The following is a 14,252-nucleotide window of genomic DNA, read 5'->3' as shown; positions in this document are numbered from 1 at the left end:
CGCCCCGTCTTTCCGGGCGAATCGCCCCGACGCGAGGGGCCGCGCGTCCCCGCGGTTCGCCCGAAGTGGCGCTTGACAGCCGGTGCTGGAGCGACTCCGGAGTAACCCCGCGCCGCCAGTGGGGATCACGCTTCGTGAGATCTGAGCACACACTGTGTTGTTCACACGATGGTGGCATCAAGTCGTGTCAATGATGCGTGACGGGTGTGGCTGCTGGTTTTCTCGGTTTCGCACCGGCGAGTCAGGACGCAATTCTCGCGTTCGTGAAAGCCGAAAGCCCGAATACATTTCGAGATCAGGAGAAGCACGAGTGACGAACGCTGCGGCGCACGAGAGGCGGGGCGCGAAACGCGTCGGCCGGCTCGCGTCGCGCGCGCTGTTCGTCTTCGGTGGCGCGGTCGCCGCGACCGCCGCCGCGTGGCTCGTTTCCTCCTCCACCGCTTCGGCGGACACGGTTCAGCCCGGTTCGGTTCAGGCCGGTGAGGTCAACGCGAGCGTCACGCCGGTCACCGACGCGTCGGTCGCGAGCCTCGGTGACGTCACGCGCGGCGTCTCGCAGTTCGCCGGCACCGTGGCCGGCACCGCTGCGAGCGCCGCGCAGGACGTTGCCGCGTGCGAGCAGGACGCCACCACGTGGTCCGAGCCGGGCCACGACCGGCCGATCTGCTCGCTCGACCCGCGCGACCACATCGGTGGCCCGCACCGCGACCACGTGCGCACGACCGCCGACCACGAGGTGTCCGGGCGGGTCAGCGACGCCGTCACCGACCTCGGTGAGGACGCGCTCCTGCACCCGGCGCAGCGCACTCTCGGCGCGGTCGAGCACATCGCCCGCAAGCCCGAGGACACACGCCGCGTGATCGACGAGGCCACGGCCCCGTCGCCCGCGGCGCAGGACTTCGGCCGCAAGGTGTGGGACCTGCTCGACCCGAGCCACACCGGCGCACTCGTCGGCCTGCCGGAGCTCCCGGGCTCGCCGCTCGAACCGGCCGCTCCGGTCTCCGCGGCCACCGGCACCACCGGCACCGCGGCGCAGAACCTCGGCGCCGCAGCGGTTTCCACTTCCGACGCGCTGCGGGCGATCTTCGACCGCTCCGCTCACGGGGACCTGAACTCGGCCGGCAGCACCGGTGCGCCGTCGCGCGACGACCACCGCAACCTGCCCGACCCGTTCTCCCCGGCGCAGCTCCCGATCGCGCCGCCCTCCGTCCCGAGCGCTCCCGGCGGCGGCAACAACACCGCCCCCGGTGGTCACCTCGACGGCCTCAACTTCGGTGTGCCCGCGTGGGTCACCGCTGCCGTCGACAACGCCGTGGCGGGTTCGACCCGCGCCGGTGTGCGGCACACGCCGCTGAACACGGGCGAGCAGCCCGGCGTCACTCCTGACTGATTCACCCCACCCGCGGGGTCGCTGACGCGTCCTTGAGCCGGGCACCTTCGTCGTGCCGGCTCGGCGTCACCGACTGAACCCCGCGGGTTTCTCGCGTCGCGCACCTTTTCGCGCACGCACTGCACCACCCCTCTGGTGCGCCTTTCCCTCCTTGCGAAACAAGCGAAAAGCGCACCTCCACAAGCCCGCAAGGGAACCCGAAATGAAGGAGAAAAACCCCATGCAGACCTGGGCAAAGCGCGGACTCCAGACCGCGTTGGTCACGGGTGGGTTGTTGATGCTGGGCACCGGCATCGCTTCGGCCGACGAGAACGTCAACCCGGACACCCCGGCCTCCCCGCTCGACCTCAACGTCACCGTGCCGATTCAGGCGGACAACAACGCCATCGGCACCCCGCTCGGGCAGGTTGACGTCCCCGGTTACCAGGGCGAGGTCAGCACCAAGCCCGTCACCTCCGCTGTGAAGGACGCGCTCGCTTCGGCGAAGTCGCCCGGCGGTGCGGCGAGCAACCTCACGGGCAGCCTGCCGAAGGCCGACGCGCCGCGGCAGCTGACGCCGACCCACGACGCCCTCAAGGGCAACAAGGTCTCGGGCGACGTCGTCGTCCCGATCCAGATCGTCGACAACGCCGTGGGCGTGCTCGGCGACGCGAAGGTCGACGGCACGTCGCACGACCAGACCTACTCACACAACCAGGACGTCGCGACCTCCGGTGAGAACTCCGGGCTCGCGGGCAACGTCGTCGCCCTCGACTGGGCGCTCCCCGTGCAGCTCGCCGGCAACGGCGTCGGCCTCGCGGGCGGCAGCGGTGCGGTGCACGGCGGCTCGGCCAGCCAGAGCGCCACCGAAACCGGCAACATCGACACCACCGGCAAGGGCTCCGGCCTGTCCGGCAACGTCGTCGCCGGCCAGTTCGCCACCCCGGTGCAGGTGACCGGCAACGCCGCCTCCTGGATCCTGGGCAACGCCTACAGCGAATACACCGCCGACTCCTCGGCCACCTCGGGCGGCTCCGCGCTGACCGACGGCGAGGGCGGCGCGGGCACCGGCAACGTGCTGGGCGCGCCCATCGCCCTGCCGGTGAAGTTCAACGGCAACGCCGGTGGCGCGTGGGGCTCGGACGCGGACACGAAGTCCAACTCCTCGGCCGACGCCAAGGCGGGCGACGAGCGGCCGGGCAGCCTGGGCGGCACCCCGACCTACCTCGAGACCAACGGTGACAAGTCGTTCCTCGGCGGCAACGCCGGCGCGGCTCAGCTGAGCCCGATCGCGGACGTCGCGAGCAACGCCGCGTCCTGGATCGGCAACGCCTCCACCGGCGGCGCGCTCGACCGCGAGGCCGGCGGCTCGACCTCCAGCACGGTCGACTCGGGCGGCTTCGTCAAGACCTCCGGCGAGAAGTCGGCCGGCGCCGGCAACGTGGTGGACCCGGCCGTGGCGCTGCCCGTCGACGTCTGCGGCGTGGGCGGCACGTACATCGGCAACTCGCACGCTGCGTGCGACAACACCGTCGACGCCAACGCGGGCGACGGCAGCTACACCCGCGGCAACGACGGGTTCCTGGGCGCCAACGTCGTCAACACGCAGGTCGCGGGCGCGCCCGAGGTCTACGGCATCGGCGGCAGCCACATCGGCAACGCGACCGGCACCGCGACCGAGGACAAGGTCGTCACCGCCGGCGGTTACGACGGCAGCCAGGGCACCAACTCGTCCGGCTCGGGCAACATCGTGCAGGTCCCGGTGGGCGTGCCCGCCGAGGTCTTCGGCATCGGCGGCTCGTTCGTCGGCCAGGGCTCGGGCCAGGCCGACGAGACCAAGGTCGTCCAGGCCGGCGGCGGCGGCAACACCGCCGACGACAACGGCTTCCTGAGCTCGAACCTCGGCACCGTCCCGGTGTCGACCCCGGTGCAGGTCTTCGGCATCGGCGGCGCGTTCGTGGGCCAGGGCCACGGCAACGCCAACACCGACACCACGTCGGGCGCCGGCTGGGACACGCACGCGACCGGCACCGGTGGTGCGGGCGCGGGCAACATCGTCCAGGCCCCGGTTTCGCTGCCCGCGCAGGTCCACGGCATCGGCGGCGCGCTGGCCGGCATCGGCACGGCCGACGCCGAGAACCTGACCGACTCCACCGCCGGCGGCAACTCCAGCACCGACGGCAAGGACGGCGGCCTCGCCGGCAACATCATCAAGGCGCCGGTCGCCGGCTCCGTCAGCCCCGCGGGCACCGGTGTCGCGGGTGCGGCGCTGGGTCACGGCGGCGGCTCCAACGACGTCGCGTCGACCGCGGGCGGCTCCTCGCTGACCAACGGTGACGCGGGCGCGGTGGCCGGCAACATCGTCGGCGCCGACCCGCTCGCGACCGTTCCGGTCGTGGCGGACGCGGTGTCCGCGGCGGGTGTGGCCTCGGGCAAGAGCCCGAACATGCAGACCGTCACCAACGCCGGTGACGACACCACGTCGGGTGTCGAGGGCTCGGTCTCGGGCAACATCCTCGACCTGCCCGTCAGCGCCGTGCCGTACGTCGTGAACGACGCCGTGACCGCGGCCGGTGTGGCGCACGCTTCGGGCGACAACACGATCACCGCCACCAACGGGGGCACCCCCACCACCGACGGTGACGGCAGCGCGCTGTCCGGCTACGACTTCTACCACCACCTCCCGGTGATCGTGCCGATCAACAGCACCGAGCTGCCGGTGCTGGGCACCGCGAGCACGGACGGCACCGACAACACCACGGTGTCCGAGCCGTCGATCGACACCCCGCTCGGCAGCGAGCTGGCTGTCAACGAGCTGCCGGCCCTGCCGAGCATGGCCGCGCTGCCGACTGCGGGCGCGCTCCCGGCTCTGCCGACCGCGGGCGCCCTGCCCGCGCTGCCGGACGCCGGCGCCCTGCCGGGTCTGCCCGCGATGGCGATGCTGCCCGGTGCCCAGCGCGCCGACCTGCCGGTGAACGGCCTGTCCGCCCTGAACGAGCTCAACCAGCTCAAGGGCGCGACCGCGCTGCCGACCGTGTCGGGTCTGGGCAACGGCGTCCACCTGCCGGGTCTGGCCGGTGGCGAGCGCGCCGACGCTCCGGCTCTGCCGCAGCTGCCGACCCAGCTGCCGGTGAAGGCGAACCTGCCGACCCTGCAGCAGCTCCCGGCCGTCACCGCTCTCCCGGCGCTGCCGGGCGTGCCGGCCACGCTGCCGACGTCGGGTGTCCCGGCTCTGCCGACCGCGGGTGTGCCGGCTCTGCCGCAGGTGCCCGCCGTTCCGGCGCTGCCGACGGCTCAGGTGCCGGCCCTGGCGGGCATGGACTCGTCGCCGCTGGGCGCGATCCAGAAGCTGGCCGCCAAGCTGACGGGCATGTTCAAGAAGTGAGCTGAACAGCAGTACTGAAACGGGCCCGGAAGCAGCCAGCTTCCGGGCCCGTTTTCTTGCTGTCTCAGGAAAATTCGAGCGAACGCTTCGCGAGGCCGTGCCAGAACCCGTCGATCACGGTGCGGCCGGCGGCCGCGTCGGAGCTCGCGCCGAGCGTGACGAACAGCGGCGCGAAGTGCTCGGTGCGCGGGTGCGCCACGGCGGCGGCCGGGGCCTTGTGCTGGAAGTCGAGCAACGCGTCGACGTCGCCGGTCCGGACCACTTCGTCGCCCCAGTGGTCGAATTCGGTGGACCACTGCGGCGGCGTGCCGTTCGTGCCGTCGGTTTCGCGCATGGCGCTGAGGTTGTGGGTGAAGAAGCCGCTGCCGATGATCAGCACGCCCTCGTCGCGCAGCGGTGCGAGCTTGCGGCCGAGGTCGAACAGCACCCGCGGGTCGAGCGAAGGCATCGAGACCTGCAGCACGGGCACGTCGGCGGTGGGGTACATCTCGACGAGCGGCACGTACGCGCCGTGGTCCAGACCACGCTCGGGCGATTCGTGCACGGGCGTTTCGGTGGAGTGCAGGAGTTTGCGCACCCGCGTCGCCAGCTCCGGCGCACCCGGCGCGGCGTACTTCACGTCGTAGAAGCGGTCGGGGAAGCCCCAGAAGTCGTAGACGAGCGGGACGGTCGTGGTCGCGCCGAGCGTCAGCGGCGCCTCTTCCCAGTGCGCCGAGACGACGAGGATCGCCTGGGGTTTGGGCAGGTCCGCGGACCAGCCGGCGAGCTGCCGGGTCCACGTCGCGTCGTCGGCAAGCGGCGGCGCACCGTGGCTGAGGTAGAGAACCGGGGTGCCGGCCATGGGTGCCTCCAAGTGTTTGAAACTTCAACTACTACAGTAGCTGACGCACCCGGGTTCCGCGATATTTCGTCAGGAGAGGTTTTCGGCCATCCGTTCGAGCGTGCGGACCGTGGTCACGTAGTCCTGCTCGGCGATGCCGTCGAGAGCCTTGGCGCGGAAGGCTTTCACGCGCTCCTCGACTTCCCGGTGCGCGGCGCGGCCGTCTTCGGTGAGCTGGTTCCGGCGGAGCCAGCCGCGCCTGGCGAACTCCCCGAGGTGCGGCGCCATCGTCCCTTCTGTGGCGACGAACGGCTCCAGCTCTTTGTCGACTTCCTCCATCGTGCCGGCCCCTTGTGCGACGGCGTTGAGCACTTGCCATTGCCGGCGCGTCAGGTTCAGCTCCAGCAGTGGTTGCGTGAAGGCTTGTTCGAGTAGCTCGTGGTTGTGCCGCAGCCAGTAACCGATGGGCTTCATGGATACTCCCTATGTCGAAGCGCAACTACATGTAGCTTTACATGCACTTGGCCAGGAGGAGCAACCCCATGACCGACCCGGTGGCCGACGTCGAACGCGCGATGATCGCCATCCGCCGGAGCCAGCAGCACCGCGCCCTCACTCGCATCGCCCGCGAACGCGGCCAGGGCGCCCCCGACCCGGTGATCGAACTCCTCGACGTCGTCGAAGAATTCGCCGATCGCGGCGAGCCCGCCACCGTGACCTCCCTCGCCACCGCCCTCGGCGTCGACCAGCCGCGCGCCAGCCGCCTCGTCGCCCGCGCCGTCGACCAGGGCGTCCTCCACCGCTCCGCCGACCAAGCCGACGGCCGCCGCACCGTCCTCGCCCTGACGGCCGCCGGCCGCTCCCACCTGGACACCCTGCACACCTTCCGCCGCACGGTCTTCGCCGAAGCGATGTCCCCGTGGTCTCCCGAGGACCGCACCGCGTTCGCCCGCCTGCTCACGAGCTTCGTCTCCAACTACGACGCCCTCGGCCACTGAGGTTTGTGGATTCGGCAGACCATTGGTAGCCACATGGCTACTATTCGTCACGGGACGTCGTCTCGGCGACCACGAAGGCAAGCTGACGCAGGCGGGGTGTTGGAGTGGCTGAAGATCGATGGGCTTTCACGGAAGCGTCCAGCCCGCACCGCCACTAACCGATGCAACCCGCTGCGCCTTGGCCTCCCCATCGCTGGCTCCCCGCCGCGTTCGTCGCGACGGCCCGCCGGGTCACCCTCCGCTCGGGCCTCGCGAGCGTCGTACTCGGCGTTGCCATGGCCCTCGCCGTGCCGATCCTCGGCTACGCCCTGCCGACGGCCTACGACCCGACCACGGTGGTCACCGTCGGGCTCGGAGTGCTGGTCGCCTACGCGCTGCTGATCTCCGGGATCGGTCTCTTGGTCGCGCGCTCGTTCGTCGCGCTGGGATACCTGGCGCACCGCAAGGAGTACTCCGCCCTCGCCCCCCAGCTCGGCACGTGCGTGCCGGCGTGGCTCGCCACGTGCGGCTTCGTCCCCTGGTACCTCCTCACCGTGACGACCTCCGGGGACTCCTCCGGCCACGACCAGCTCCCCTTCACCGCGCCGATCGTCATCTACACCGTGCTGCCGGTCGCCGCGTCGCTACTCATCACGGCGAACCTGGTCACGGTGTTCGCGCTCTTCTTCCCGTCCCAGCGCCGCCTGGCCGAGTACACCGCGCGCCCGACCTGACGGCGGGTTGAGGTTCTCGCGACTCGTGTTATAGAGAACGGCTCTGACCTGAGAGTTTCCGCGCTGTCTCAGCCCGTGCTGGCTGAAGCCGTGAATGGCGGCCGCCTGAGCCATGTCCAGGAGTTGGGCGGTGTCATGCCGAGATGATCCCAGGAAGCCTCCGCAGGGTCGAGAGGTCAGCGGGGCCGGGATTCGATCTGCCGACGGGCAAGACCCCAGACTTTCTCGAACTCCTCGGAGGTAAGTTCCTCGGGGTTGTGGCCGTCCCATTCTGAGATGGGCACCTCGGCTGTGCTCCCGAACCTGCGGTCGTACTCATCGAGGCGGCCGGCGTCGCGGGCCTGCTGCCATTCGTCGAGGGAGGCGGCTGCGATCGGTGTCAGCCCAGGCCCTTGGACTTCGACCTGCCTGGTCACCCAGCCTTCGGCGTCGACCTCGAAGTAGAACCAGACATCTTCCTCGTCCCAGTAGCAGCGAATCCACGCTTTCACGAGCCCATGATGGCAGCGGTCTGCTCACCAGCCGATGCGGTGTCCAATTCCTGTTGGATGGTCATCCCGAGTGCGGGGATGCTTCTGCTGTGACCACCACGACGAGCAACCTGCAGACCGAAGCAAGGTGCGACCCCTATTACCGTGTCCGCGCCGAAGGATTCGAGGCCCGGTTCCTCCCGAGCCCTGATGACGTGAGCCTTTCATCGCCTTTCCGCCCCCGAGTGACCTCCGGATTTCATGACGCTGCAGACCGTCGCAGTGAGGCTGTCCGTCGCGTACCCACACCCCACGGGCAACGACTCGTACAGCCAAGAGCGTCAGCGGAGCGACGACGGGCGGAGCGGGCCGGAACGCCGTCATTCGAGCGAGTGAGGGCCCCGACCAGCGAGTTTCACGAAGACGTCATAAGTGCCGCCGATGTGCCGTCGGACCTGAGACCGTGCCGCGAAATCTGAGATCCTGCAAACAAGTCCGTCAGTCGTGGGCGAGGTCGGCGAAGCGGCTGTAGTGGAGTTGGTGCGCGACGACGATGGTGCTCGTCGGGCCGGCGCGGTGCTTCGCGAGGATCAGGTCGGCTTCGCCGGCGCGGGGGTCGTCGCGTTCCCAGGCGTCGGGGCGGTTGATGAGGATGACGATGTCGGCGTCCTGTTCCAGGGAGCCGGATTCACGGAGGTCCGAGAGCATCGGCTTCTTGTCCGTGCGCTGTTCCGGGCCTCGGTTCAGCTGGGAGATCGCGATGACCGGCACTTCGATCTCCTTCGCCAGCAGCTTGAGCTGACGCGAGAACTCCGAAACCTCCTGCTGCCGCGATTCGACGCGCTTGCCGGACGTCATCAGCTGGAGGTAGTCGACGACCACGAGCTTCAGGTCGTGGCGTTGCTTGAGCCGGCGGGCCTTCGCGCGGATCTCCATCATCGTCATGTTCGGCGAGTCGTCGACGAACAGCGGGGCCTCCGACACCTCGCTCATCCGGCGCGCGAGCCGGGTCCAGTCGTCGTCGGACATCTTGCCGCCGCGCATGTCGGCGAGGCGGATCTTGGCCTCGGCCGAGAGCATGCGCATCACGATCTCGGTGCGGCTCATTTCCAGCGAGAAGATGACGCTGGTCAGGCCGTGCTTGATGGACGCCGAGCGGACGAAGTCCAGGCCCAGCGTCGACTTACCGACACCGGGGCGCGCGGCGACGATGATCATCTGGCCGGGGTGCAGGCCGTTGGTGAGCTCGTCGAAGTCGGCGAAGCCGGTCGGGATTCCCTGCGACTGGCCGCCGCGCGACGCGATCGCGTCGATCTCGTCCATGGTCGGCTGCAGCAGGTCCTCGAGGGCGACGTAGTCCTCGCTGGTGCGCCGCTCGGTGACGTCGTAGATCGCGGCCTGCGCGCGGTCGACGACCTCGTCGATGTTCGCGCCGTCGGCGGCCGCCGCGCCGTAGCCGTACTGGACGATGCGCGTGCCCGCCTCGACGAGCCGTCGCAGCACCGCCTTCTCCGACACGATCTCGGCGTAGTAGCCGGCGTTGGCGGCGGTGGGGACGGTCGCGATGAGCGTGTGCAGGTACGGCGCCCCGCCGACGCGGCCGAGCTCCCCGCGCCGCTCGAGTTCGGCCGACACCGTGATCGGGTCGGCGGGCTCGCCGCGGCCGTAGAGGTCGAGGATGCAGTCGTAGACCGCCTGGTGCGCGGGCCGGTAGAAGTCGCCGGGGCCGAGCGCTTCGATGACGTCGGCGATCGCGTCCTTCGACAGCAACATGCCGCCCAGCACCGACTGCTCGGCCGCCAGGTCCTGCGGTGGCTGGCGGTCGAACCCGCCGGGCCCCGGGTCGCTCGGCCCGGGGTCGGAATCCGCGTCGTACATCGGACCCCGGTCGTCGGTCAGCGCCACCGCCCCGGACACCTCCTCGACCGGCGGGCGAACCCGCGGTCATCCCCTCGACTGTTCACGTGCTGTGCCCGCGCGACCCGCCTGGGCGAGCGATCGTGCGAACACCTGTTCGATTATGCCGGAATCGCTCCGACATTCCCAGCCCGCCGCCGGGCCCGTCTTGATGATGGACCGGCGCCCCCTCGCCGGTGATCCGCCACGCCGGGCGCCACCGTGAGTGCTGGCCGAGACGGCACGCTAGATCCCCCGGACGGACGAGCGCAATTCCGGGTGTTGACCGTCCTGTGGATAACTTGTGGACGACTGCGGGCAACCAGTCACAGGTCTCGTCAACGCTGTGGACAAGTTGGGGACAGTGCTGATCGGCTTTGCTGAATCCGCAGGTCAGACCCTGTGTAGAGACTGTGGAGAACTTTGTCGAAACTCGTCCGGCGTGTCGCGGGCGGTGCACTGTTCGGCGTGTCGCGGCAGTGGCGCGGCTCGGTGTGGACACGTGCCTGTGGATGAATGCTACGGAGCGTAGAGGAGTTACCCGGTGGGCTGAACGAGTGTTGCCGCCCGCCGGGGCCCGCAGTTTCAGTGCGCTCTGTAACCGCTGAGTGAGAAGACGCTGGTAGATCCCCCGCGACACAAAAACCGGGTGGGGTTCACCTGACGGTCACTTGAACGTACCGCAGTCGAAACCCCACCCGGAGTAGCTCCCGGTCTGGTCAGCCCAATGCGCTCTGTGCTGTCCGTAGCCGATCGGCGATCGCCTTGGGCGTGCCCGGCGTGAGCACGATGAGCGAGTCACCGCGCCCGGGCCGCTCCTCCATCAGCCACCGGCCTTCGCTGGTGTCGATGAAGTTGATCGGCTTCGGGATCCGCCGGCGCCGCCCGCCGTTCGGCCGCGACGCCACGTACAGCGCGCCACCGCCGGTGCGCGGCGCCTTGAGGATCCGCTGGATCTCCTTGAGCGGCGCGAAGTCCTCGTTCCGCCCCGGTCCGCTCTGCATGATCGACCGCTGCGACACGTCCTCGGATCCGGCAGCCCGCCCACTCTCGAACTCGCTGCGGCTGGTCACCAGCGGCGACCCGGTGGCGGCCTGGCCTTCGGGGATGATGTCGAGGAAGGTCTGGAGCAGCAGGTCCGGGCGTTGCCGCGACACCGTCACGGTGGGGTCACCGATGACGCGCACCAGCGCGAACCCGCCGCCGTTGCCGCTGCCGACCAAGGCCGCGTAGTTCGAGGGGCTGCCGTCGTCGAACGCGCCGTCGAACCACCCGTAGTACTCGATCTGCGGGTGGCAGATCGATTCGACGAGCGCCAGGAGGTCGCGGTCCATGCCGCGTGGCCCCATCAACCCGAGCTCGGTGAGCACCGCGTTGACGTCCTGGTCGATCCGCCGCTCCGCGGTCGGGTCGTAGAACGTCGCCATGTCGGCGAACGTCTGGTGCGGCTCGCCGCCCCGGCGCTTGATCAAGTTGAACAGCGTCGGGGCGGTGAACTTCGTCGGTCGGTCGAGAGTGATCACGTCGTCGGTCCTCATTCACCGATCACGGGCGGGGCGGTCATCTCGTCGGTGCCGAACAGCTCGTTGGCGTCCTCCTCGACGAGGTACTTCGTCTGGTGTTCCTCGTCTTCGGTGCCCTTGCCGCCACCCCGCGCGCCGGCGCCCATGCCGCCCATGCCCGAGGTGCCGGCCTTGCCGGCCGCGCCCATGGCGCCACCGCGAAGACCCGCGGCGCCCGCGCCGGCACCGGCGCCGCCCATTCCCGCGGCAGCGCCCGACGCCGCTCCGCCGGCACCCATGCCGCCACCGAAGCCACCGGGGCCGAAGCCCGCGACGCCGCCGCTGAACGCACCGCTACCGGCCCCGCCACCGCCGCCCGGCCCGAAGCCGGCACCGCCACCAGGCCCGAAGCCCGCGCCGGGCCCGAAGCTGCTCCCGTCAACCGACGACGGCGTGAACCCCTGCGCCGACGTCGAGTCCGAACCCGGCGGGTTGAACGTGGAGTCGGTCGGGTAGTGGCCGTTGGGGTCGTTCACGCCGCCGCCGTTGATGTCCGTCGGCTTGGCGTCGAACTTGGGCGTGTCACCCGGGCTGAAGCTGCCGCCCCCACCGCCGGGGCCGCCGCTGAAGCTGGGCGTCTTCGGGCCACCGCCGGGCCCAACGGGCGTCTTCCCGCCGGGCGGCGTGTTCGACAGGTTGTTCCCCTGCCAAGCGCTGTACTGCGGCAGGCTCTGCGCATTCGTGCCCGAAGCGTTGAAGTAGTTCGTGTAGGCCTGAACGTTGGCCTTGGCGTTGTCGTTGTACTGGTTGATCTGGTCGTCTTTGTCGCTCAGCGGGTTGATCCCGTCGAGGAACCCGGCCGACGGCGGGTCCTTCGGCATTTCCTGGACCTTGCCCTTGACCGTGTGGAAGCAGTCGACCTGGTTGCCCAAGTACATGTCGCTCTTGCCGAGGTTCTGGGCCGAATCCTGCAGCCACGTGCTCAGCGGGTGCGCCCCGGCCTGCGCGGCGGTTGCAGCGCCACCCTGCCAGGCCTCGTCCATCTTCTTGTTCAGGGTGTCGATCTCGGTGACCCGGTCGCTGTGCACCGTTTTCAGGCTGCCGGCGGCCTTCGCGCCGCGTTCCAGCGACGAGGCGTCGCCGGCGTGGATCTTCTCGTAGATCGTGTACGCGTCAATCGAGCGGCCTCCCAGGTCCGCCGACTGGTTCTGCGCCTCGGGCCCGCCACTGACAAGACCGACCAAGCCGCCGACGACCGCCCCGACACCGGCACCCACCGCCGTCCCCACGCCGGGCACGACGGAACCGATCGCGGCACCGTAGCCGGCGCCGATCGCCATGCCCTTGACTTCCTTGCCGAGCGTGTTGGCGTCATTCCCCATGATGAGCCACTCCTTCCGAGCAGGGGATCAGGTGCGTGGTGATCACGCCGCCCCCTTGAGGTGTCCGACCATCACGGTCGCGAACTTCTGTGCGAGCCCGCACGGGTCGTTCTTGTTGTCGCCCACGCCGATCGCCGGGATCACGGCTACGGCGAGCTGGTCGGTCACGCCCACCCACAGGGTGCACGTGCCGGACGGTCGGCCGTCCTGGACGTCGGCGAACGCGCCGGGGTACCCATCGATCGTCGCGGGTTGAAAGTAGGCGTCCTTGGCCTTCTGGTCGTAGATGTCGCTGATCCCGCCCTTGTTCTGCGGCAGCGCCCGGATCGAGATCGCGTTCTGTTCGCTGCGCGTGGACGTCCAGGTGCAGCCGCCGAGCTGACCAGTGTCCTTCTTTCCGGGCGAAGCCAGGCCCACCGTGGTGGCTTCATCCGACGACAGCACGCTGCACGGGTCGTTCAGAATCGCGTCGGTCGGCAGCGGCGAGGGCACCTTCGGCCCTGACCCCGCGGCCTGGCTGGGTGCCGGCGCAGAGGACGAGGGCGTTGTGCCGTTGCTGCCACCACCACTGCACGCCGTAAGACAGGCCAAAGCAGCTACGGTTCCGGCGGCAACGCGGACGGTGCGGGAGATCATGCGGGCCTAGGCTCCAGACTTGAGATTATCGCGGGCGTTCTGCTGGTCGACGGTGATCTTGTTCTTGGCCGCTCTGAGTGCCGTGATGAAGTTGTTCACGTAGTCGTACATGCGCTGGTGCTGCTGCAGCAGTGTCTGTCCCGATGGGTCCGCGCCACCTTTGACGAAGTCGCTGCTGGCGAACTCATCGGCGGGCTTTTGGACCTCTGCGATCGCCCGGGCGTCAGCGAGATCTGACCTCATGTTCGTGAGAAGGTCTTCCCACTGCTTGATGACGCCGTCGACCTCGTCGTCGCTGAACTTGTACCCGCCGCCAGAGCCGTAGCCGCCGACCATGATCGGCGGAGTCGGTGGAACATCGGACATCGGCGTCGCCCCCTTTGGCTACTTCTCGCTCCCCAAACGGCGAGATCAGCAGGTTGGATGGTAACGCACGGCGGTTGGTTCCCGCTGGGAATCGGATGACCTTGTGCGCAGGTCGAAGCCGATCTTGTCGTTCGCTCGGACGGGTGGTTCAGGACGACGCACCGAGGTGGTCGACCGACGCCACCCAAAAGAGAAGCGCCCCCGGCAGTGTGCCGGGGGCGCTTCTCGCAAGAAAACAACCGTCAGTTCGAAGTCGCCTTGACTTCGAGGCGGACGTCGACCTTCACGTCGGGGTGGAGGCGGGCGTTGACGGAGTGCTTGCCGACCGTCTTGATGTGGTCGCGGAGGTCCAGGACGCGCTTGTCGAGCAGCGGGCCGCCCTGGGCCTTGATCGCGTCGACGATCTCGGCGGCCGTGATGGAGCCGAAGAGCTTCTTCGAGCCCTCCGCGGCCTTGCCGGCGAGCTGGATCGGGCCGAGACCCTCGAGCGTCGCCTTGATCTCCTTGGCGTGGTCGAGGTCGCGGATGCGGCGGGACTCCTGCGCGCGCTGGATGGTGCGCACGTTCTTCTCCGCACCCTTGCTGGCGACGATCGCGTAGCCGCGGGGCAGCAGGTAGTTGCGGGCGTAGCCGTCCTTGACCTCGACGATGTCGCCGGGGCCGCCGAGGTTCGCCACGTCGGTGGTGAGAATGATCTTCGCCATGACGAGCCTCC

13 protein-coding genes are annotated in these 14,252 nt (G+C 69.4%); 4 read left to right on the top strand and 9 right to left on the bottom strand.

What is annotated here, in order from left to right; genetic code table 11:
* Window positions 1-310: 310 nt before the first annotated feature.
* On the top strand, window positions 311-1,390 hold the full coding sequence (locus ACIA77_RS10860) for a hypothetical protein (protein WP_395885586.1): 1,080 nt from the start codon (window positions 311-313) through the stop codon (window positions 1,388-1,390).
* A 220-nt stretch (window positions 1,391-1,610) separates the two neighbouring features.
* Window positions 1,611-4,754 (top strand): PE-PGRS family protein, encoded by a 3,144-nt coding sequence (locus tag ACIA77_RS10855; RefSeq protein WP_395885585.1) that lies wholly within the window; start codon window positions 1,611-1,613, stop codon window positions 4,752-4,754.
* A 64-nt stretch (window positions 4,755-4,818) separates the two neighbouring features.
* Here the strand turns inward: ACIA77_RS10855 and ACIA77_RS10850 are convergent, their stop codons facing one another.
* Together ACIA77_RS10850 and ACIA77_RS10845 are read right to left on the bottom strand one after the other, a co-directional pair.
* Window positions 4,819-5,595, bottom strand: a complete 777-nt coding sequence (locus ACIA77_RS10850; RefSeq protein WP_395885584.1) for a dioxygenase — start codon at window positions 5,593-5,595, stop codon at window positions 4,819-4,821.
* 69 nt (window positions 5,596-5,664) lie between these two features.
* The gene (locus ACIA77_RS10845) at window positions 5,665-6,048 is read right to left on the bottom strand and encodes a MarR family winged helix-turn-helix transcriptional regulator (RefSeq protein ID WP_395885583.1); all 384 of its coding nucleotides are present in this window, start codon (window positions 6,046-6,048) and stop codon (window positions 5,665-5,667) included.
* A gap of 68 nt (window positions 6,049-6,116) precedes the next feature.
* On the opposite strand from ACIA77_RS10845, the gene ACIA77_RS10840 reads away from it, so the two are divergent.
* Entirely contained in the window at window positions 6,117-6,572 is a 456-nt protein-coding gene (locus ACIA77_RS10840; protein ID WP_395885582.1) for a MarR family winged helix-turn-helix transcriptional regulator, read from the top strand.
* Between the two features lie 275 nt (window positions 6,573-6,847).
* Window positions 6,848-7,285, top strand: coding sequence for a hypothetical protein (locus ACIA77_RS10835; protein ID WP_395885581.1), 438 nt, complete (start codon window positions 6,848-6,850; stop codon window positions 7,283-7,285).
* Window positions 7,286-7,461: 176 nt separating this feature from the next.
* On the opposite strand, the gene ACIA77_RS10830 is transcribed toward ACIA77_RS10835, so the two are convergent.
* The 7 genes from ACIA77_RS10830 to rplI form a co-directional block, all read right to left on the bottom strand.
* Window positions 7,462-7,776 carry a hypothetical protein gene (locus tag ACIA77_RS10830; protein ID WP_395885580.1) on the bottom strand — a complete coding sequence of 105 codons (315 nt, stop codon included), beginning with the start codon at window positions 7,774-7,776 and terminating at the stop codon, window positions 7,462-7,464.
* Window positions 7,777-8,253: 477 nt separating this feature from the next.
* Entirely contained in the window at window positions 8,254-9,660 is a 1,407-nt protein-coding gene (dnaB, locus tag ACIA77_RS10825) for a replicative DNA helicase (RefSeq protein WP_204092413.1), read from the bottom strand.
* Window positions 9,661-10,370: 710 nt separating this feature from the next.
* The gene (locus ACIA77_RS10820) at window positions 10,371-11,174 is read right to left on the bottom strand and encodes an ESX secretion-associated protein EspG (RefSeq protein WP_395885579.1); all 804 of its coding nucleotides are present in this window, start codon (window positions 11,172-11,174) and stop codon (window positions 10,371-10,373) included.
* Between the two features lie 11 nt (window positions 11,175-11,185).
* Window positions 11,186-12,535, bottom strand: coding sequence for a hypothetical protein (locus tag ACIA77_RS10815; protein WP_395885578.1), 1,350 nt, complete (start codon window positions 12,533-12,535; stop codon window positions 11,186-11,188).
* A 42-nt stretch (window positions 12,536-12,577) separates the two neighbouring features.
* Window positions 12,578-13,171, bottom strand: coding sequence for a DUF3558 domain-containing protein (locus ACIA77_RS10810; RefSeq protein ID WP_395885577.1), 594 nt, complete (start codon window positions 13,169-13,171; stop codon window positions 12,578-12,580).
* Between the two features lie 6 nt (window positions 13,172-13,177).
* The gene (locus ACIA77_RS10805) at window positions 13,178-13,537 is read right to left on the bottom strand and encodes a hypothetical protein (RefSeq protein WP_395885576.1); all 360 of its coding nucleotides are present in this window, start codon (window positions 13,535-13,537) and stop codon (window positions 13,178-13,180) included.
* A 242-nt stretch (window positions 13,538-13,779) separates the two neighbouring features.
* Window positions 13,780-14,241, bottom strand: a complete 462-nt coding sequence (gene rplI, locus ACIA77_RS10800; protein ID WP_204092416.1) for a 50S ribosomal protein L9 — start codon at window positions 14,239-14,241, stop codon at window positions 13,780-13,782.
* Window positions 14,242-14,252: the final 11 nt, after the last annotated feature.

It is taken from the genome of Amycolatopsis sp. NPDC051903 (genome assembly GCF_044452505.1).
Classification (GTDB): Bacteria; Actinomycetota; Actinomycetes; order Mycobacteriales; family Pseudonocardiaceae; genus Amycolatopsis.
Note: the sequence above shows the minus strand (reverse complement) of the source record. Positions and strands in the feature narration are given on the sequence as shown.

Coding starts and splice junctions, on each gene's coding strand:
- ACIA77_RS10855 (WP_395885585.1), top strand. CDS start 1,611: ATGCAGACCTGGGCAAAGCGCGGACTCCAGACCGCGTTGGTCACGGGT.
- ACIA77_RS10850 (WP_395885584.1), bottom strand. CDS start 5,595: ATGGCCGGCACCCCGGTTCTCTACCTCAGCCACGGTGCGCCGCCGCTT.
- ACIA77_RS10845 (WP_395885583.1), bottom strand. CDS start 6,048: ATGAAGCCCATCGGTTACTGGCTGCGGCACAACCACGAGCTACTCGAA.
- ACIA77_RS10840 (WP_395885582.1), top strand. CDS start 6,117: ATGACCGACCCGGTGGCCGACGTCGAACGCGCGATGATCGCCATCCGC.
- ACIA77_RS10835 (WP_395885581.1), top strand. CDS start 6,848: ATGGCCCTCGCCGTGCCGATCCTCGGCTACGCCCTGCCGACGGCCTAC.
- ACIA77_RS10815 (WP_395885578.1), bottom strand. CDS start 12,535: ATGGGGAATGACGCCAACACGCTCGGCAAGGAAGTCAAGGGCATGGCG.
- ACIA77_RS10810 (WP_395885577.1), bottom strand. CDS start 13,171: ATGATCTCCCGCACCGTCCGCGTTGCCGCCGGAACCGTAGCTGCTTTG.
- ACIA77_RS10805 (WP_395885576.1), bottom strand. CDS start 13,537: ATGTCCGATGTTCCACCGACTCCGCCGATCATGGTCGGCGGCTACGGC.
- rplI (WP_204092416.1), bottom strand. CDS start 14,241: ATGGCGAAGATCATTCTCACCACCGACGTGGCGAACCTCGGCGGCCCC.